Genomic DNA, 19,384 nt, shown 5'->3' with positions numbered 1-19,384 from the left:
TCAGAGCCAGAAAATTGGGGTGTTGCTTAATTTTCGAATGAATTGAGGTTTATTCCTAAGTTAAGCCAAGCCGATTAACTGAGAACGATCAGCTCGGATATCGAAACCATTGAGGTAATTAACTGGCTGACTAGGGTCAAATGCTCTTTGATCCACAAACACATCAGCAGGTTCAACCCTCATACGCTCACTAGGTAGATCTATTTTCAAGGCCTTGGCAACCTCTTCATAAATTTTCACTGGATAAACCCGGTCGATAATTTTATCCGCATCCTTGGGATATTGACGTCGGTTAATATGACGCCAGCGAATCATTTGGGTTAGCAGCCAAACACCATGGGAGCGCCAAGGATAATTAGCATGATTGGGCTTTTTGAGATAGTCTGTATCTTGGAAGTGAAATAAATTAAAATCAGGGATTGATTCAAATCGGTCTTTCTGGTCAAAGCCACCATAATTATAGTTGCCCAGTAAAGAACCTTCCAGATAGCTTACTTTAGTGTCGATGTATTTGCTCCTAGATATAATCTGAGCAATTGACTGGCGATTTTCTAGTTGGTCACAATACTGACAAGCTTCCAAAACAGCCGCTACTAAGGCTCGGGCGGTTGTGGGATGTTTTTCTGCCCAAGGTCCCATGGTTGCTAGTATTTTTCCTGGATGACCTTTCCAAATATCCCGACTTACATAAACCGTAAATCCAGCCTGGTCTACAACTGCTCTTTGGTTCCAGGGCTCATCTAAACAGTAGCCATCTACTATCCCAGCTTGAAGTTTGTATACCATTTGAGATGGTGGAAACTCGATTAGCTTAATCTGTTTCTCGGGATTAATCTCCATAGCTGATAGCCAATAGAGAAGGCTATAGTTTGCCATGGAGTTGGTCAAGTCTATCCCGAGCTTGAGGGGCTGGGCTAATTGTTTAATATATTTCCTGTAGGAGTTGGCAAAATCTGGGAAATTATAGTACTCCGTTGAAGGACGAATAGCACCTTGCCAAGCTTTTTTGGAAAAAGTGATCCCAGCGCCATTGCGATTGAGCATCATTAGAGATATCACTGGTGCCTTGGCTGAACCAAAATTGGTGAGCATTGGCAATCCAAACAAGGCAACGCAGGCATCTATACCCCATGATAGTAAGTCTTTGTGAACCGCTGACCAGTCAGGATATTTCTTAAGAGCCACATTCAAACCATAACGCTGAAAGAAGCCCTTTTCTTTGGCAATGATTAAAGGAGCACAGTCAGTTACAGGAACAAAGCCAATGGTCAGGTTAGTTTTTTCTAACTTACCAAAGTTAGCCGGAGGTCGTTGAGTGGGCTCAGAGGAGCGATCGCGTTTTGGGAAATCGAATAGATTATTTGAACTACAAGCACTAAAGCCACATCCTACCGTGGCACAGCCGATGTATTTGAGAAACTTGCGGCGCTCCATATTGTCGTTTCCGATTAATGGACAATGGAAAATGGAAAACTAAGTTTTCACCATTACCTAACCATTAACCATTAATCTTTGACAACAGTTATGAGGAATTAGCGATGAGGTCCAACTAAGCACTAACCTAGTGGGATTTTGCTCCAAAATTCTCGATCAGTATATTACCCAAGACTTCTGGTAAGTCATCACAAGCCACACTTTTAAGCACACACTCGCCCAGTTTAGCATCTTTGCCAACTTTGCCACCCATGTAAATATTGACTCCTTCAACAGACTTACCGTCTTTACGCACCTTAGTTCCCATCAAACCAATATCAGCTACTTGGGGTTGACCACAAGAGTTGGGACAACCTGTCCAATGAATCCGCACTGGGTTTGGTATATCTAACTTTTCTTCGAGTTCCCGAACTATTGCCAAGGCACGATTTTTGGTTTCAATCAGAGCAAAATTGCAGAACTGGGCTCCTGTGCAAGATACTAGAAGCCGTTCTAGAGGTTTGGGCTCAAGGGTAAATTTCTGCAAGAGGGGTTCAGCTAAGAAAGCGTCGAGATTAGCATCCGGAATATTGGGAATAATCACATTCTGCTCAACCGTGAGGCGGATTTCGCCACTGCCATAAGCCTCAGCCATCCGTGCCAGATCAAACATCTGCTGAGCATAAAGCCTACCAACGGGCACGTGTAAACCCACATAATTCAGACCTGGTTGCTTTTGGGCAAAGACACCGATATGGTCTCGTTTTTCCCAATCTATTTCATCGTGAGGAGCAGCCGTAGGGAGTTCTCTACCAAACTGCTTACTGACTTCCTCGCGGAACTTGTCAATCCCCCACTCATCAATCAACCACATCATCCGGGATTTTTGCCGATTCGCCCGCGAGCCTTCGTCGCGATAAACTTCTAGTATAGCACGACACAAGTCAACCACATCATCATTAGGCAGTACCCAAGCATTGAGGGGAACAGCAGCTTCACAACGCTTGGCCGAGAAAAAGCCACCTACGAGTACATTCAAGCCTAGTTGTCCATCTTTGTACGCAGGCACGAAGGCAATATCATTAATTTCAGCATGGACTGAGTTATCCCGACCCCCTTCAATAGCAATATTGAATTTACGGGGCAAGTTAGTAAACTCATAATTCCCTTGGCTGTTATTAGTGATCATGTCCTGTACCTTTTGGACAAGATCCCGAGTGTCAATTAATTCATCGGGATCTATCCCCGCCATGGGAGAACCAGTAATATTGCGGACATTGTCCATACCGGATTGGACGCTAGTTAAGCCAACTTGCTCGAACCTGCGGAAAATATCAGGCATGTCTTCAATGCGGATACCTCGCAACTGGATGTTTTGGCGGGTCGTGATATCAGCACTACCATCTTCACCATAGCGCTGCACTATCTCAGCTAGTACCTGCATCTGAGTGCTGTTGAGAATGCCGTTGGGTGTCCGCATCCTTAGCATGAACTTGCCTGGAGTGACAGGTCTATAAAAGACACCCATCCACTTCAGCCGATGCTGTAGGTCATCTGGATCTATTGCTTCCCAGCCAATTCTGGCAAATTCTTCTATTTGTTCTTTAATGGCAAGACCATCTTTCTCTGCCTTGAATTTCTCAAATTTGTTCAATTTTGCGGCTGGCTTAGCTGCGCTGGTCATAGCTGTTCCCTCGTTGCCTTTTGCTCAATTGCCAGAAGTTTTGTCCAGAGCCTCTGATGTCACTACTCTTGATGTTGATAAATTAATTTAAAGTATTGCTAAAATTTTGTATATTTTGTTACTAAATACTGATTTGAATTAAAAAAATGCATAAATTAAATGCATAAATTGTATTATGCAGTTAGATCAAGTCTGCCCCTGCTCCCCTGCTGTCATAACCATGGCATTCAAAGGAAGACCAGCTTACTCCCAATCCTGACTCGACAGGGGTAGTCTAACGGTAAACAAAGTTCCTACACCAACCTGGCTATCTACCAAAATTTGGCCACGGTGCTGCTCTACACTCTTTTTAACAATCGATAATCCTAGACCTGTACCAGGAATATCTCCAACATTGCTAGCTCGCTGGAAAGGTTCAAACAGGTGAGAAAGCTCTTGTTCGGGAATACCAATTCCCGAGTCTGTTATTTTAAAAATTGCCCAGTTACCTTCCACGGTTAACTGAAACTCTACCGTTCCCCCTTCAGGAGAATACTTAATCCCATTGGATAGCAAGTTATTGAAAATATATCGAAGGAGTTGGGTATCCATATAGGCATCAGGAATATTACCTTGAGGAGTAAAAATAATCCTATGGCTCCCCCCGGTAGCCAACTGCATCTGCTCTATCAAATCAGAGCAGAATTCTACTAGGTTAATTGGAGTTGGGTTAAAAGTTAGCTTGTTTCCTTCTGCTTTTTCAATAAATAGAATTTCATCCAAGAGTTGTCTCATATCTTGGATAGAGCCTTTAATTTGTTCAAAATACTTGCGATGTTTATCTTTGACCAAATGTTTGCTATAGCGTTCTAACAATTCAGTAGCTAGGATAACTTTACTCAAAGGTGTACGACATTCATGGGAAACAATAGAGACAAAGCTAGATTTTTGCTCTCTAAGCTCCTGTTCTATTACTAGTGCTTGACGGATTTTTGCTTCTGCTTGAAAGCGAGAAAGGGCAATTTCAATGGTAACTCGCAGTTCTTCTTCCTCAAATGGTTTCAGAAGGTAACCAAAGGGTTGGGTTATCTTAGCTCTTTCTAGGGTGAGCTCATCGCTATAGGCAGTCAAATAGACCACTGGGATATTCAATTTTGTCCTAATCAGCCTTGCAGCAGTCACTCCATCTATTTCCCCTTTCAGACGAATATCCATCAGGATTAAATCCGGTTGGATTTCCTCAGCTTTTCTAACTGCTTCTTCTCCAGATACAGCCACAGCAGGAACCATGTACCCTAAAAGTTTGAGGCTATTCTTGATATCCATAGCCACAAGTGTTTCATCTTCAACAACTAGGATTTTTTTCTTGGTCATGCTCGACTTGCCCTAGAGATCCAGTGAATGGGGAAAGTTTATTTTTAATCTAGTGCCTTGGCTACAGTCAAGGATGATGTTACCCCCCAGTTGTGCAGTTAAGTTACGAACAATACTCAAACCAAGGGATTTAGTGGATTGAAAGTCTAAATTGTCCGGTAAACCAATACCATTATCACTTACCGTAAGGATTAGCTGACCCTGTTGATCTGAACTTATACTGATTTCAATCTTACCCTCTTTATGTTCAGGAAAGGCATATTTGAGTGAATTAGACACCAATTCATTGATGATTAGCCCACAGGGAATAGCTACATCAATGGTTAAGGGAGCTGTGGTAACTTCAATATTGAGGGCGATTGTCTGTCGGTTAATCCCGTAGGAACGGAACAAGTTATTGGTTAAGGTTTGAATGTATTTTCCGAAATTAATCTGGGCTAAATTTGGGGATTGATACAGCTGCTGGTGAATCAGAGCCATAGATTGAACCCGATGCTGGGAATCTTTGAACAAACTTAATGCTTGTGGATCTTCAACTTGCCTCGACTGTAGGCGGAGTAGGCTAGAAATAATTTGCAGGTTATTTTTGACCCGGTGATGAATTTCTTTGAGCAAAACCTCTTTTTCGGTTAGAGAGGCTCTAACTTGATTTTCCGCTTGCTTGCGTTCGGTGATATCTACAATTTGATACAGAAATTTTCGGGGCTTACCTTGAGCATCCCTGACTAAAACTGCTTTCTTGGTCAAAACATGGATCACTCTACCATCTTTCGACAGTAAGCGATTTTCCATCTGAAAGTGGGATGTTCTTCCTGGCCACAACTCTTGATTCGGGGTAAGGTTAATTGTGAAATCATCGGGGTAGATAATATCTGTAGCCTTTTTCTGCCCCAGTTCCTCGGCTGTGTAACCAACCGTGTCACAAAAGGCTTGATTAACCTTTAGCACGGAGTTATCAGTGCTGGTAATTGCCATACCCATGGGAGATAGTTTAAAAATCAGGCGAAATTGTTCCTCACTTTTGCGAAGTTGTTCATTGACGTTCTGTAGGTCAGAAGTCCGTTGTTCGACTCTCAGTTCTAGTTCCTGGTTGAGCTGTTGTAGAGCTAATTCTGCCTGTTTATGCTCGGTGATATCAATCCCTACACACACGGCTGCAGCACCTTGCTGGTACTTCTGAGCGGCAATTAGATAATATCTCGAAGAATTTTTCACTTTGAGCTCAACCACCTGGGAAGATCCTGAGTCCCCACAGGCGAGAAACTGACCCATAAAGTCAACAAACTGAGGGCTGCTCTCCAGAAAACCCAACTCTTGACCGACAAAAGTCTCTGGAGGTAATTGCAGGCTCTGAGCCAGATGTCGGTTAACCCCAAGATATCGACCATCAGCACTAATCCAAGACACCGCTCCCGGTACAGCATCCAAAACTGCCTCTAGTTGCTCTTTTGCTTGTCGCAGCTGATGATTAGCTTCGGACAATTCTGTTGTCTGTTTTTGAAATTGGTATTCCAATTGCTGATCACCCTGTTGCCATTTCTCCTGAGCCTGCTTACAGTTGGTAATTTCCGGTTGTAATTGCTGATTAACCTGATTTAACTGAGCAGTTTGTTGTTCCACTACTTGCCCAAGTCCCTTGATAATCCTACACATCTGTGTAGAGTCAAGGGTTGTGAGCAAGTTAGGCTGGTTAATAATGCCTAGCAACTCCCCTATATCGCCAGTTTCCAACACTTGTGCTAGCTGCTGCTGTTCCATCTGTTATAATGGGAATATTATTTAATTAGTACTCATCGAACAATTACTCTGGAACGGTGTTAGATTATCACAACACCTGCTAGGAAACACTAACTTGACCCCATCCGATAGACTTCCTCGACCAATGTTGCTAAACGCTGCATGGCGATTTCAATTTCTTCTTCAGTAGCCGTAAGGCTGATGCGAATGCACTGTTGCTGGTGAGACCAGTCTTCTCGTAAGCCGGGGAAAAATGTACTGCCAGGCACGACAATCACACCCACCTGCTTCAACTGTTGATACAGTTCCCAGTCAGTAATTGGCAAATCCTGTAACCACAACCAAGCAAAGATAGCTCCTTCACCCCGATGCAAGAACCAAGGCAAGTCTTTGGGCATGAATTTGTCTAATGTCAGTTCAAGGGTCACAAACTTTTGCTGGTAGTGGGGGCGAATCACATTAGTGGCAATCTCAGGGAGCGCTCCAGATGCGATCGCTTTTGCGGCAATAGCTTGTCCATAGCGAGCCGAATGAATACAAAGATTGGTCTGGAAGGATTCTAAAATGCTAATTAGCTCCGGATTTCCAATTGCTACACCAACCCGTTCCCCAGGTAGTCCAGCTTTTGATAAACTCAGACAGTGGATGATATTGTCTCGAAAGACTGGTGTCATTTCGGTAAAGTTCAGTGCTGGAAAGGGTGGAGCATAAGCTGCGTCAATCAACACTGGCACATTGAAGGGTGCAGCCATTTCCGAAATTTTGATTACTTCTTCATCGGTTAGGACATTGCCAGTGGGATTACAGGGACGGGAAACAATTACACAGCCAGTCTCTTGGCTAATCTTTAATTGGCTGAAATCAGGGCGATACTTAAAACGGTGTTGCTCGTGATTAATTTCCAGAGTAGGTTTGTAGGCATATACTGCTTCTGGAGTCAAGCTTACTCCTCCATAGCCAGTGTATTCTGGAGAAAGGGGCAAGACCACTTGTTTGAGCTGGCCGCTGCTGGTGTAGCCACCAAAAACGTTAGCGGCGTAGAAGTAAATCGATTGAGAACCGGGAGTAATCAGGATATGGCGATCGCTTAGGGAAAGACCGTAGCGTTGATTGAAATCCTTTGCGATCGCATCGATCAGAGGCTGATATCCTTGAGATGACCCGTAGCGGCAAATCACCTCACCATACTCTGAGCTAGCCAACAGTTGTGCCGTGCAATCGCGCCAAAGTTGCTCGACTTGTGGCAAAATCACTGGGTTTCCTGCACTGAGATTAATCCAATCTTGTCCCTGACCAGCTCGTAGCGTTTCGATAATATCTTTCATAATCGCTCGGACACCAGTCAGTTTGGACATCTGAGTCCCAATTTGAGTCAGGGTAGGATCCATGGATAGTGATTACCTTTTGGCGAGTGAGGGTACTTAATCAAGACTTCTCCAATCGAAAATCATACCAACAAATGCCGATTCTCGAAGCAAACAAATATGCTCTTGCCCTTCACACCACTAGTCCTCAATTGGGGCTAGTGACCAGTAACTTTGCCAGGGATACCCGCTGCCAAACTTGGGACTTAGGGCGAGAGTTGTCTGGCCAATTGCATCAGCACTTGACTGAATTTCTCAATTCCCAAACTTGGGAAAACTTAGAATTCATTGCGGTAGCTATCGGACCGGGTAGCTTTACGAGTACCCGTATCGGTATAGTTACTGCTCGTACCCTAGCACAACAGTTAGATATTCCCCTATTTGGCATTTCTACACTGGCAGCGATCGCATGGTTAGGGCAAGAGAGAGAAGAACGGGAAGAGCGGGAAGAGGGAGCTATGTATCAAGAAAACTCAGAATCAGCAATTAGCACATGCGCTACGCCCACGCTAAGCGAACAGATTGCCATTCAAATGCCTGCCCAACGAGGCCAGCTGTATACCGCCATCTATCAGCCATCAATAGCTGGTCTGGGGCTGAGCAAGATATTACCAGATGCTGTCATGACTTCAGATCAATGGAAACAAGTGTTGGATACCTTAGAAACACCATTACGATTGCTAGAGGCTCCGGCAAATTTGGGGAGTTATGCTAGGGGTGTTTTGGAACTTGCTTATCTCGATTGGCAACAGGGAAAGTGCCCCAACTGGTCAGAAGTACTGCCGTTTTATGGACAGCATCCAGTTTAAGAATTAAGAATGAAGAATGAAGAATTAAGAATTAAGAAAATTATATTTTTTTTGAAAATTTATAATTCAAATTATGGGGTATTTTTGAAATATAAATTGATAATTTATAATTGGAGCGAAGCGATTGACCAAGGAAGAAGAACGTGCGTACTGGCTGGCATGGTCCGAAGTTCCCGGTATCGGATCAGTATTGCTCCAACGGCTACAGCAACAGTTTGGGACTCTAGCAGAGGCTTGGAAAGCTTCAGCTTCAGAGTTAGGAGCAGTTGAAGGGTTCGGGGTGCGGCTGATCGAAAGAGTAGTGAAAATGCGTGGGCAAACTAATCCGGAACAGCTACTTGAGCAACACTTGGTCAAAAATCCTTGTTTCTGGACACCAGCGGATGGGGAGTATCCCCGCTTGTTACTAGAAATTCCTAGTCCTCCTGCAACGCTATACTATAGCGGACTACTTGATCTACAAGAAAATTACGGTAGCAAGCCGATAGTCGGTATTGTGGGTACCCGCAATCCCACCGAATACGGTAAACGTTGGACTCGCAAAATCAGTGCTACCCTTGCTAAGCATGGTTTTACAGTGGTGTCCGGTATGGCAGTGGGAATTGATACACAAGCCCATCGTGGGTGTCTGGAAGCGGGTGGTAGGACCATAGCAGTTTTGGGAACTGGTCTTGATGTGGTATATCCCTTGAGCAATAGTTATCTTTATAAACAAATTCAAGAGCAGGGATTGGTAATCAGCGAGTATCCAGCCAGTACGAAACCCGCACGCTCCAACTTTCCCCAACGGAATCGGATTATTGCTGGTTTAAGTCGTGCAGTTTTAGTGATGGAAGCGCCTAACAAGTCCGGAGCGCTAATTACTGCTAGGCTAGCCAATGAGTTCTGTCGGGATGTCTATGCACTACCAGGTTCCTTAGATAATCCCAATTCTATTGGTTGTTTGGGACTGTTAAATCGGGGTGCCCATGTAATTTTAAGTGAAGGTCACTTGTTGGAAATGCTCGGAGCTATTCCAGAACTTGACCCCCACTCGGCTCTAGAACAACCTTTACCCGCTTTACCCGTACCAACCTTAGAGCCAGAATTGGCAAAAGTGTTGGATGCGATCGCATTTGAACCAACCCCATTCGATATCATTGTCCAGCAAGCAGCTTTAGAAGCAGGCTTAGTATCCAGTGCCTTGTTACAGTTGGAACTCATGGGATTAGTGTCTCAGTCACCAGGGATGCGATATCGAAAATTAATCACTGGAATATGAAAGTAAAAGGATTGAACGTTGCAGGTTGCAGGTTGAACGTTGCAGGTTGAACGTTGCAGGTTGAACGTTGCAGGTTGAACGTTGCAGGTTGCAGGTTTAAGGTTTAAAGTTTAAGGTTTAAAGTTTAAGGTTGGTAGGTTAACACTCAACAGTCAACAGTCAACAGTCAACGGCAGAAATTGAGATGAATACAAATAACAGTAATTTACGTTCCTTGGCACAAAAGCGTAAATTGGCGATTGGAACAGGAGTGTCTATGGAACCGTTGCGGGAGGATCCTAGTTATCGGGAGGTGTTGATGCGTGAATATAACATTGTGACACCAACTTATATCATGAAGTTTGAGCCGCTACAGCCCCAACGCCATCACTATAATTTTGACTGAAACCCAACATTCCCCCACTTTGCGAAGCAGGTGGGGGTGAGGGGTCTTGGGGCTAGTCTGCATTCCCTTGGGCTTCCATGTACTCCTTCAGCTTGTCGAGACTGGCTCCCCCAGCTGATACAGCACAGTAACCACGCTTCCAAAAAACAGGCTTCCAATAGAACTGCTTCAGATATTGTGCAAACTCTTTCCGGATCTCTCGACTGGTGATGGTTTTAAGTGCCATTGCTAGCTCAGATTCGGAAATATTGGGATGTTTGTCTATTAAAAGGTGAATATGGTCACGCTTGCCTAAGTCAGTCTGGCAATCCATTAGGATGCAACCACGCTTAAGACACATCTTGGCGATGATTTCACGAATACGTTTCAACATATCATCCGTGATGCAAGCATGGCGATATTTCGTGACAAAAACCATATGCACACTCAATGCTGTGACACTGTGAGCATGGCGGTTTAACTGTCTAGCCATGGGTTAACGACATATGCTAATATTAGTCATTATGGCACAGAAAAAACGACGAAAGGATTTAATTAGGACGGACAAATGGCAGTTAAAGCCATCTCAGCTACAACGTCAACTTCTAAGGCTGACAGTTCAAGAGTTCCGTTCTATTTGTCGTGGGTTGATTAGCGTCGTGTTTACCCATTGGCCTGAACTAGGTGGTCTTTCCAGCAAGCAAAGAATTCCAGCGGTTGAGCGGTTGATGCACAAGACACGTCAGAATCAATATCCTAAGTACGAGTACTTCATTCGTCGTTTCTATAAGTTCCCTTCCTACTACCGGAGGTCTGCTATCAGTTTTGCCATTGGTCAAGTTTCCTCATTTGTCACCCGTTATATGGAGTGGCAATCAGGAATCAGAAAGCGCAGAGACGCTAAACCACCACGGCTAAACGCTGATTGTGGCTGTTACCCTGCCCTGTACCAAGGTCAGTGCATCTTGTTTGGTGCTGCGATGGATACCGCCAAGATTAAGGTTTTCACTGGCACAGACTGGGTATGGACCCTCGTTCCGGTAGAAATCGAACCTGGATACAAACGTCATTTGCTTGATACCAATGAGAAGCTGTCACCCTATCTCATCGTCAACGAGAAAAAGTGTCACCTCTGGGTCCCGTTCAGATGCAATCCAGATGACAGGCAGGAAACTAATAGAGTCGTGTCAGTTGATCTTGGCATCAATACCACTGCTGTTGCTTCAGTTGTTACCTCAGATGGCACTGTTCTAGCTAGGCGCTTCATTCACCCTGGTAGAGACATAGACCGCAGAGATAAACGACTCAAGGGAATCAGCAAAAAAGCCAGTCTGAGCAATGGGAAGTTGCATAAAGGTTTTTGTCGGGGCAACTACCGCAAGGCTAGCAACATCAATACCCAGATTGCTCACTCTGTCTCTAGAGAACTGGTGGACTTTGCGGAAGCGTGGGGAGCCAAATTTATTGTGTTTGAGCTTCTCTTAGGCTGGAAACCTAGAGGCGGACGGAAACGTTCTAATCTGCGCCAACGCTTCCATGGATGGCTTCACAGGGCTATTGCAACCTGGACTGAAGCCAAGTGGAATGAACTAGGCGGTACGGTTAAGTACGTCAATCCTAGGGGCACTTCCAGCAATGCCTATGATGGTTCGGGTTCGGTCAAACGCGATTCTAAAAACTATGGTCTGTGTACATTCCCAACTGGGAAACGATACAACACAGATTTGCAGGCAACTTACAACATTGCTGCAAAGTATTGGTTCTATGAGCTTGTCCATAAAAAGGGTGAGGCTAAACGTGGCAAAAGAACCCGTTTAGCGCCTAGAAGTCGGGCTGTTACGCTTTCTACACTCTGGAACACTCCTAGTTCTAGTGTAGTGGGTTTTGACACCCCCAGTTATCCGTAGGATGCTGGGGGAGACTTCATGCTGCTGATAACTTTGTAGCCATTGCGAAAGCCAATCACATGCAGGTGCGCGGTCATAATCTAGTTTGGCATCATAGTGTGCCTTGGTGGCTAACCCACGGACAATGGACACCGGAAGAGTTAATCCATATCCTGCGACAACATATTCATACTGTTGTTGGTCACTATCGGGGACAATTAGCAGCTTGGGATGTGGTCAATGAAGCGGTAGCAGACCAAGACTCAGCAGGACAAAGGAAACGAGATACAATTTGGTTGCGCGGCATTGGACCAGAATACGTTGAGTTGGCATTTCGCTGGGCTCATGAAGCTGACCCCACAGTTCCCTTGTTTTATAATGACTACAGTGGAGAAGGACTTGGGGCAAAGTCAGATGCGATTTATGCCATGGTCAAAGAATTGCGACAACGGGATGTCCCAATTCACGGCATTGGCTTTCAAATGCACGTTAGTATTCAAAATCCTCCTAAGCCAGAAGACATAGCAGCAAACATGAAGCGTCTGGGTGAGTTGGGATTGCAGGTTCAGGTCACGGAGATGGACGTAAAAATCCATGATGGTAGCGGCACACAAGAAGAACGGGTGGCTGCTCAGACAAAGGTATATCGAGATATCCTGCAAGTTTGTTTAGAGGCTCCCAATTGTACAGCCTTCTTAACTTGGGAATTTGCAGATCATCATTCCTGGATTCCGGATTTCTTTGGTAAACCAGATTCTCCTCTACCTTTCGATGAATCCTATCGTCCTAAAGCTGCTTATCACGCGATGGTTGAAGTTTTAAAAATTGATAGTTAAAAATCACTTAAATTATCTTTTTTAATTCAGGAAATTGTTGTATAATTTGGAAGCTAATTAAGATGGTATATTTACCTGATACCCTCGAATTAACTATTAATTTGAGTGACGAACAATTTTTCCGGCTTTGTCAAGATAACAGGGATTTAAGATTTGAGCGCACCTCTGAAGGAGATTTAATCATCATGTCACCTACGGGAGGAAATACAGGTAGACAAAATATTAAACTATCGACTCAACTAGAATTGTGGAGCAGTCAAATGAAACTTGGTGTTGCATTTGACTCTAATACAGGATTTAAATTGCCTAATGGAGCAAATCGTTCTCCTGATGCGTCTTGGATTAAACGAGAGCGTTGGGAAGAGTTAACACCAGAAGAACAGGATAAATTTGTTCCTTTATGTCCTGATTTTGTGTTGGAATTGCGTTCTCCGAGTGATTCCCTGAAAATGGTGCAAGCTAAAGTAAGAGAGTATATGGAAAATGGCGCTAGATTAGGATGGTTAATTGATCCCCAAAATAAGGTTGTGGAAATCTATCGTCCCAATCAAGATGTAGAAATTATCCAATCTCCAAAAACCTTATCAGGAGAAGATGTTTTGCCTGGATTTACTTTAAATTTATCAGAAATTATCTGATATATAGAGCAGTTACCAACCCAATTGATAACTGCTATAGTTGAGTAGGCTAATCTTGAGATAGTATCTCTACATCTGTCCAGAAAATTCCTGAAGCATCACTCTCGTTTTCGTAAATATCCTGTACGCTCGACCCCAAATAACCATCTACTATCAAGCTATTCAATAACCACAGTAGTAGGGGAAGTGCGCAAATACTCATCAAAAAGATTAGGGATTTTCGGATAGTGTTTATCACTGTGCTAACTCCGGTATAGGAAAAATAATTCCGCTTAACATTAGCCAAGCTATAGCCAAAGTCAGCACAATGTTAAAACTCTGCCCTACCAAATAAAGAATCATGGGTTTACCACCCTGAAGTTGTGTCCCTAAATCCCGAAAGTTCGAGTCTAGACCAATGGACAAAAATGCGATACAAAATAGCCAGCCGCGATAGGTCTTGGTTTGACTAAGAATCCCTTTAACTGTATCCATTCCCATCAAGGGAATAAAAACAAAGGATACTAACACAGAAGCAGCTATAAAACCTAAGATAAACTTGGGCAAACGTACCCATAATTCCCTCATTTGTGGTTTAGGAGCATTTGGCTCGCGCTCTACACAAAAGACCCAAAATAAAGCGATCGCAAAAGCTATCACGCCGATCAGCATATTTTGAATCATCTTTACTAAAGCAGCAGCTTGACCAGCGATTTCCCCTACTGTTTCACCAGCAGCGACAACTGCGCCAGTAGAATCAATGGTTCCCCCCAGCCATGCCCCACTGACTAATTCATTCATACCCACAGCCTTGACAAACAAGGGCATGATCACCATCATGGCAACGGTAAAAATGAGAGTCATCCCTACAGCTAAAGTCAACTCGTTTTTCTTAGCCTTACAAGCTGCTGCTGCTGCAATAGCGGCTGATACACCACACACTGATGTGGATGTGGCGACTACCATCACCAGTGATTTCTGCTGCATGTTCAGAACCCGAGTACCAAACAGATACATAAATATGATCACAATAGGCGTAACCAGCCAAGCGATCGCTAAACCATAGGGTCCGAATTCCACAATTCGGTTAAAGAGAATTTCTGCACCGAGAATCACTAAGCCAGTCTTGATGTAATATTCAGTACGCACCGCTGGCATCATCCACCTTGGTGTACCAATAGTATTGCTGATGATTAGTCCAATCAACAATGCCCAGAAAGCATAGCCGAGGTTAATTGCTTTAGCGGTCTGTGAATTCCCCAGTATATAGGATAAAACTGCTAAAAGAAAGATAACCAAAAAGCCTGGTATCATGTTTCTGCCTTCTTTTCCCTTCATTACCAGGTTGCCAAGGGTAAACAGAGCACATAAACCAATGGCGAGCAATGCCAGTTTAGGAAGCAATTCCCAGGGGAGTGCCGATAATAGATCTATCCCTTTCCATTTGGGCATCTTTGGCACAACGGTTATGATGCCACTAAACACTGTCCCCAATAACAGCAGACCAATCCATACAGACCACCAGTCTTCTAATTTGTAAAGGTTAGACCATTTTGTTTGACTCATTAGTAGATTTTATTTTACCCTGGAACGCACCACCGAAATAATATCAATTCATAATACCAATTCGTAAAAGTAGCACGCTAAGATGCAGATGGGAAGATGGCGATCTCCCCACGCCGGGGTCAGTTTCTTTAACTATTTCCTATTCCCTGGGCACAGCGCTATACTTTATTCTCGGTAACGATTGCTCCTAGTGGTACTTTCAAAGGCTCTAAACTCGAAATCCCCTGAAAGCCAACCAGAGCTAGGGAAATACGTCGGCGCTACCACAATGACCGAAACCCAAGTTTCATGTAGGGTGGGCAGTGCACCAGACAGATAATGAAGCTTGCAAAGCGCGTTGGTAGGCACTGCCCACCCTACGATTAATGACTACGATTAATGACAATGGTGCAAGATCTCAGACATACGTCGGCGCTACCACAATGACCGAAACCCAAGTGCAGCAGCGACTGCATCAAGAGAAGGAAATACTGCTGATAGACGCTAGATCTGCATCTGCTTTTGAGGCTATTTAGGAGGGTTTATCTTAAAATACCAGTACAAACTGCTGGTCGAACCTGAACATAAATTCAACTGTAAACCCATTAATTCCTTCCCAGGAAAGATTCAAAAACACAGGAGCAGCCTCTGCTTTATAAACGTAAGATGCGATCGCAATACACAGAGCAACACTGGTGAGTGCATTATTAACAATTTTGGCAAGTTTTTTTTTCATTTTTAGATTATCTCGACTACATTTGGTTACTACTGACTGTTCAAACAAAAATTAACTTTAATGGCTGATTAGATTGGTAGTTGATCAATTCCCTAGCAACGAGAGGTTATAACTAACAGCGCTAATATAATTCAGGAGCTCCCTCAAACTCCTCAATGAAGTTGATAACTATAGCTTCCTATGCCGTTCCAGGTTTCTGTAAAAACAATCAAGTGACGTTGATTATAATGATCTTATCAAATGCTCCGGACAACTTGTATCAAGTTATTATCAATATAATCAAGGAAGTTGTGAAGAGAGCTTTAAGGAAATATGAAACTAGTTTAGGACTTAGGCAAAAATAGTCAAAAACAACTATATGTAGTCTTAACTACAGGTATATTTGCTGTCTAATTCCTGTAGTTAAGACTAGTATCGTTAGATTATGAAAACTAAAAATTATGAATTGTGAAGACTGATAATACCTGATTTCGACATAACAAACTATCCTCTGATTGAGGAGCTTCGAGTCAGGAGTCAGACTAATTGATTTTTCAGTAATTTTTAAGATAGATAAATTCGCCCTTGACTACTCACAAAACTCTTGATATAATTCCTCAGTATTAGTTTTCCAACTATCTAAGTCCCCAAACACGGAAATCACTCGTACCACATCTAGGAAAAGATCCTGATCAGCAAAGTAACTCGCCAGCTGAGCAGTTTTATGCTCAGCTGGCAATTCAGCTTGGATAATCCGATACGCTTCACCACCCATAACTTGAAAGGGAATAGTTTCGGTATCTGTAATTAGTTGTCCATTATTATCAGTTGTGTTATACTGTACCCAGTAATAATATTCTTTACCTCGTTGAAGTGGCTGACCTTTACCATCAGCATTGTAAATAACACTAGTCTGATTATCGTTTACCTGATAAGACCATAAGGCTTTTCCATAGCGAGAGGAACGAACTTGAATGATATTAACACTTCCTTCCCAAGCAAATAGAGGTTGGTCACTCCAGGTGCGATAGGCAGCAATATTAGGAGAAATTGAACAAAACTCTCCATGGGTACCTGCTTCATCTTTCTTCCTACGAAAAATATCTCGGATCTTAGCCCATACAGATTGTGTTTTCTGTTTGGTTTGACTCACTGCTTTCGCTACTTGATTCCCTTGACTGCTAAACGAAGCTGCAATTGATACTGATGAGGTCGGAAAACTAATACTCATCGTTCCAGTAATTAGCAGTAGATAAAAGACTCTAATTAATCGATACATAGGATTTAAATGTTAAAGGCTTGCCGGGAATTAAATTAATAATTACCAATTAATAATTAACTAAATAATATAAAACCAGAGTATAATGGATGGTAAAGCTATAGGAATTAAAATAGAAGCTGAGATATAAGCCTGTAGTCCGATTATTCCATAGACCGCTGTAGCACCAACTAAGATCAATATTGATTGCTGTCGTTTTTGAGGCTTTTGCTGCAGCAGTACCAGGGTTGTTCCTTTTCCTAACAATGCTGCTAATAGAATCATCCAGCTGTCGGGAATTAATTTTATTGTATGCTGCGATAAAAAATGGTGAACCATGTAAGCATGGGCTTCACCTCCGGTAAATACCTTGGGACAAGTATCTGGTGGCTTTCTGGTTCGATTCAGTGGATGACACCAATATTCAATAGCTAGAGGTAGAGAAAAATTATCCTCTGCTTCATCATATCCCCCAGAGGCAATGATAACCACTTGCTGCTCAATGTTAGGAAAGTCACTTTTGAGGAATTCCCAAGCAGGCTTGTGCTCATAAGCCTGTTCTGGAGGAATAGAAAAGTCAATAATATAGCGCATCCCTAAAGGTAGATTCTTTGGTTTGAGAGATGCGTTCGCGTAGCGTGGCCTACGGCCAATCGCATTATCCTGGCTACTGACTTGCTGAAGATACTGACTAACTTGCTGATGAAAGTTGGTGGTACTTTCAACATTAGGATTTAATCCTATCCCGTGGTTTGGCTGTTGGTGCAACTGGTGTGATAGAGCCAGTAGATAGGCAAAAGGACATGACTTGTTGCAGGTGGCATCCTGGGGGAGTTCCATATCCCAACGGAAAAAGGTAATATCCCCTTGTAGACTCCATTTAGGGCTAGCAATTTTCGGAAACACCTTGCGATTTTTATCCTGATTGACCCCAAAGACAAACCAGGTATCCTGTTGACTGACAGCGGATTGAATCGCACTAGCCAGTTTTTCCTCTCTTGGTTCTTGGGTATGCAGCAGATAATCAATTCCAATTACCTTAGCGCCTGAGTTCGAGAGTTGTCTGACTAATTTGCCAAGGTATTCCCGTTCCATCGGCTGGGTTTTAAAGCCTTTTATCTCCAGTTGCGCCTGATTGATTGAGTCTTGATCAATAGCAATTAACAGTACAGAGCGTGGCTTGGCGGAGGATAACCCATCCCGAGGAAACTGGTTTGTGCTATCGCGATAGACCGCTTGAAGAAACGTTCGCCCATCTAGCAACATGTCTTGTACAGGAACCATAGCGCTAACTAAAAGCACACTAGCTAATGCGATCGCTTCTTTTGGTTTAGGTAGCCACTGCTGAAGTAGTTTCTGGTAACCCCAAGGCTCAATCCGAAATGGCTTAGCACCATAGGGACTAAAAAACGAAGGAATCAGGTAAGCTGATGGATAAACAAACTTCTCACCTACCTGTAAATTGCGACAAGCTGCCAGCATTGCTTCCTGGACATCCTGATACTGAGCTAAGCGGCTGCAAAATTCTTTGAGAAATACATGAGCAACACTATCATGAACTTCCTCCCGCATGATCACCACTTGCAATCCTAAATCAGCCAACCGATTCGCAATTTTTAGACCATTACAGGAGTTAAAGACGCACAACTGAAGTCCCTGATTTTTAGCAGTAGTTAGGTATTCCTTTATTTCACTGATAGATACCAACTGCTCTGGCGCGATCGCTAATTTTCCATCAGTAACTTTTGTTTCATCACTATGACCCATAAAAAATAGAGCATCCCACCCCCTTTCATCCGTTATTTCTGCCGCCAGTGCTGCTTTAAGATTAACCCCATCCTCTTGCTGTTGCCAGTCAAAGAACTCTACTTGAGCAACTCCTTTGAGCAACTTAACAGCCTGCTTATCTTTCTCCAAATTCAGATCTGTATTATCCCCCAAAATCGCTAAAATCCGAGGTTTACCATGGCGCAGGTTATTATCTAGCGCTATTGTTTCTCCCTGAGTGGTCATCGGAATCCTGGTAATCCGAATGGTTCCACTGGGGATATCCTCTAGAACCAACTGCCATGCTTCCCAAGGAAGCCGTGCCAATTCCACAGAATCGCAGGCTATAAAAATAGCTACTTCTCGATAGGCTTCTGCTGTCTTATTTGACTGTGATTCCTTTCTAGCAATAGTGAAAATTTGATGTTGAATTGTTTCTCGAATAGTCTGTAATTGACCTAACCACCGTTGAAAAACATCCAGAAATATCTCTTTTGCTTCTTCTAATTCATGTCCCAAGTCATCGACTACTGGTGTGATGGCACCACTAGATAATTCTCTTGCTCGCAATTTCGGGTAAAACTGGAGGTAAAGGTATCGCCACTCTTCATAACAGTCTATTACTTTAGCTGGATAGTCCAACTTTGCGGAGACTTCCTGTCCGTGATTACCCCGTAAATAAAACAGACAGGATGAATCAGCTTGCCAAATATTTAGTCTAAAACTACTTTGATGATTAGTTGTCATTTGTTCCTTGTTTATTCCCCCTACTCTC

Annotated in this window: 18 protein-coding genes and 1 pseudogene; 7 read left to right on the top strand and 12 right to left on the bottom strand. The window is 43.3% G+C overall.

Features of this window, described 5'->3' with window-relative positions:
• Positions 1–60 precede the first annotated feature (60 nt).
• From F6K51_RS04865 to F6K51_RS04845, 5 genes are all read right to left on the bottom strand, one after another.
• Positions 61–1,434 (bottom strand): ABC transporter substrate-binding protein, encoded by a 1,374-nt coding sequence (locus F6K51_RS04865; RefSeq protein ID WP_293018482.1) that lies wholly within the window; start codon positions 1,432–1,434, stop codon positions 61–63.
• A gap of 127 nt (positions 1,435–1,561) precedes the next feature.
• A complete protein-coding gene (locus tag F6K51_RS04860; protein ID WP_293018480.1) occupies positions 1,562–3,097 on the bottom strand; it encodes a ferredoxin--nitrite reductase in 1,536 nt (511 codons plus the stop codon).
• Positions 3,098–3,340: 243 nt separating this feature from the next.
• On the bottom strand, positions 3,341–4,450 hold the full coding sequence (locus F6K51_RS04855) for an ATP-binding protein (protein ID WP_293018478.1): 1,110 nt from the start codon (positions 4,448–4,450) through the stop codon (positions 3,341–3,343).
• Between the two features lie 12 nt (positions 4,451–4,462).
• Positions 4,463–6,208 (bottom strand): histidine kinase dimerization/phosphoacceptor domain -containing protein, encoded by a 1,746-nt coding sequence (locus F6K51_RS04850; protein ID WP_293018476.1) that lies wholly within the window; start codon positions 6,206–6,208, stop codon positions 4,463–4,465.
• 89 nt (positions 6,209–6,297) lie between these two features.
• A complete protein-coding gene (locus tag F6K51_RS04845) occupies positions 6,298–7,575 on the bottom strand; it encodes a valine--pyruvate transaminase (RefSeq protein ID WP_293018474.1) in 1,278 nt (425 codons plus the stop codon).
• A 71-nt stretch (positions 7,576–7,646) separates the two neighbouring features.
• On the opposite strand from F6K51_RS04845, the gene tsaB reads away from it, so the two are divergent.
• The 3 genes from tsaB (at position 7,647) to F6K51_RS04830 (ending at position 10,006) form a co-directional block, all read left to right on the top strand.
• Positions 7,647–8,360 (top strand): tRNA (adenosine(37)-N6)-threonylcarbamoyltransferase complex dimerization subunit type 1 TsaB, encoded by a 714-nt coding sequence (gene tsaB, locus F6K51_RS04840; protein ID WP_293018512.1) that lies wholly within the window; start codon positions 7,647–7,649, stop codon positions 8,358–8,360.
• 124 nt (positions 8,361–8,484) lie between these two features.
• Positions 8,485–9,621, top strand: coding sequence for a DNA-processing protein DprA (gene dprA / locus F6K51_RS04835; protein WP_293018471.1), 1,137 nt, complete (start codon positions 8,485–8,487; stop codon positions 9,619–9,621).
• 184 nt (positions 9,622–9,805) lie between these two features.
• The gene (locus F6K51_RS04830; RefSeq protein ID WP_293018469.1) at positions 9,806–10,006 is read left to right on the top strand and encodes an endo-1,4-beta-xylanase; all 201 of its coding nucleotides are present in this window, start codon (positions 9,806–9,808) and stop codon (positions 10,004–10,006) included.
• Positions 10,007–10,058: 52 nt separating this feature from the next.
• Here F6K51_RS04830 and tnpA read toward each other — a convergent pair whose 3' ends face one another.
• Positions 10,059–10,478, bottom strand: coding sequence for an IS200/IS605 family transposase (gene tnpA, locus F6K51_RS04825; protein ID WP_293018467.1), 420 nt, complete (start codon positions 10,476–10,478; stop codon positions 10,059–10,061).
• Between the two features lie 31 nt (positions 10,479–10,509).
• Between tnpA and F6K51_RS04820 the strand changes: the two genes are divergently transcribed.
• The 3 genes and pseudogenes from F6K51_RS04820 (at position 10,510) to F6K51_RS04810 (ending at position 13,345) form a co-directional block, all read left to right on the top strand.
• A complete protein-coding gene (locus tag F6K51_RS04820; RefSeq protein WP_293018464.1) occupies positions 10,510–11,892 on the top strand; it encodes a transposase in 1,383 nt (460 codons plus the stop codon).
• A 29-nt stretch (positions 11,893–11,921) separates the two neighbouring features.
• A pseudogene (locus tag F6K51_RS04815) lies at positions 11,922–12,707 on the top strand (endo-1,4-beta-xylanase); the annotation flags it as partial.
• 62 nt (positions 12,708–12,769) lie between these two features.
• A complete protein-coding gene (locus tag F6K51_RS04810) occupies positions 12,770–13,345 on the top strand; it encodes a Uma2 family endonuclease (protein WP_293018462.1) in 576 nt (191 codons plus the stop codon).
• Between the two features lie 49 nt (positions 13,346–13,394).
• Here F6K51_RS04810 and F6K51_RS04805 read toward each other — a convergent pair whose 3' ends face one another.
• From F6K51_RS04805 to F6K51_RS04795, 3 genes are all read right to left on the bottom strand, one after another.
• Positions 13,395–13,547, bottom strand: a complete 153-nt coding sequence (locus F6K51_RS04805) for a hypothetical protein (RefSeq protein WP_293018460.1) — start codon at positions 13,545–13,547, stop codon at positions 13,395–13,397.
• Positions 13,548–13,579: 32 nt separating this feature from the next.
• Entirely contained in the window at positions 13,580–14,890 is a 1,311-nt protein-coding gene (locus tag F6K51_RS04800; protein WP_293018458.1) for a putative sulfate exporter family transporter, read from the bottom strand.
• 165 nt (positions 14,891–15,055) lie between these two features.
• Entirely contained in the window at positions 15,056–15,238 is a 183-nt protein-coding gene (locus F6K51_RS04795) for a hypothetical protein (RefSeq protein WP_293018456.1), read from the bottom strand.
• 17 nt (positions 15,239–15,255) lie between these two features.
• Between F6K51_RS04795 and F6K51_RS04790 the strand changes: the two genes are divergently transcribed.
• A complete protein-coding gene (locus F6K51_RS04790) occupies positions 15,256–15,405 on the top strand; it encodes a hypothetical protein (RefSeq protein WP_293018454.1) in 150 nt (49 codons plus the stop codon).
• Between the two features lie 11 nt (positions 15,406–15,416).
• Here F6K51_RS04790 and F6K51_RS04785 read toward each other — a convergent pair whose 3' ends face one another.
• The 3 genes from F6K51_RS04785 to F6K51_RS04775 all read right to left on the bottom strand — a co-directional run bounded on the left by F6K51_RS04785 (position 15,417) and on the right by F6K51_RS04775 (position 19,356).
• Positions 15,417–15,605, bottom strand: coding sequence for a hypothetical protein (locus F6K51_RS04785; protein ID WP_293018452.1), 189 nt, complete (start codon positions 15,603–15,605; stop codon positions 15,417–15,419).
• 568 nt (positions 15,606–16,173) lie between these two features.
• The gene (locus F6K51_RS04780) at positions 16,174–16,863 is read right to left on the bottom strand and encodes a hypothetical protein (RefSeq protein ID WP_293018450.1); all 690 of its coding nucleotides are present in this window, start codon (positions 16,861–16,863) and stop codon (positions 16,174–16,176) included.
• 60 nt (positions 16,864–16,923) lie between these two features.
• Positions 16,924–19,356: a CHASE2 domain-containing protein gene (locus tag F6K51_RS04775; RefSeq protein ID WP_293018448.1), complete on the bottom strand. Its 2,433-nt coding sequence runs from the start codon at positions 19,354–19,356 to the stop codon at positions 16,924–16,926.
• Between the last annotated feature and the right edge of the window lie 28 nt (positions 19,357–19,384).

This window comes from Moorena sp. SIO3I8, assembly GCF_010692325.1.
Lineage (GTDB): Bacteria > Cyanobacteriota > Cyanobacteriia > Cyanobacteriales > Coleofasciculaceae > Moorena.
The sequence above is the reverse complement of the archived record's forward strand: the minus strand, read 5'-3'. Positions and strand labels throughout refer to the sequence as shown.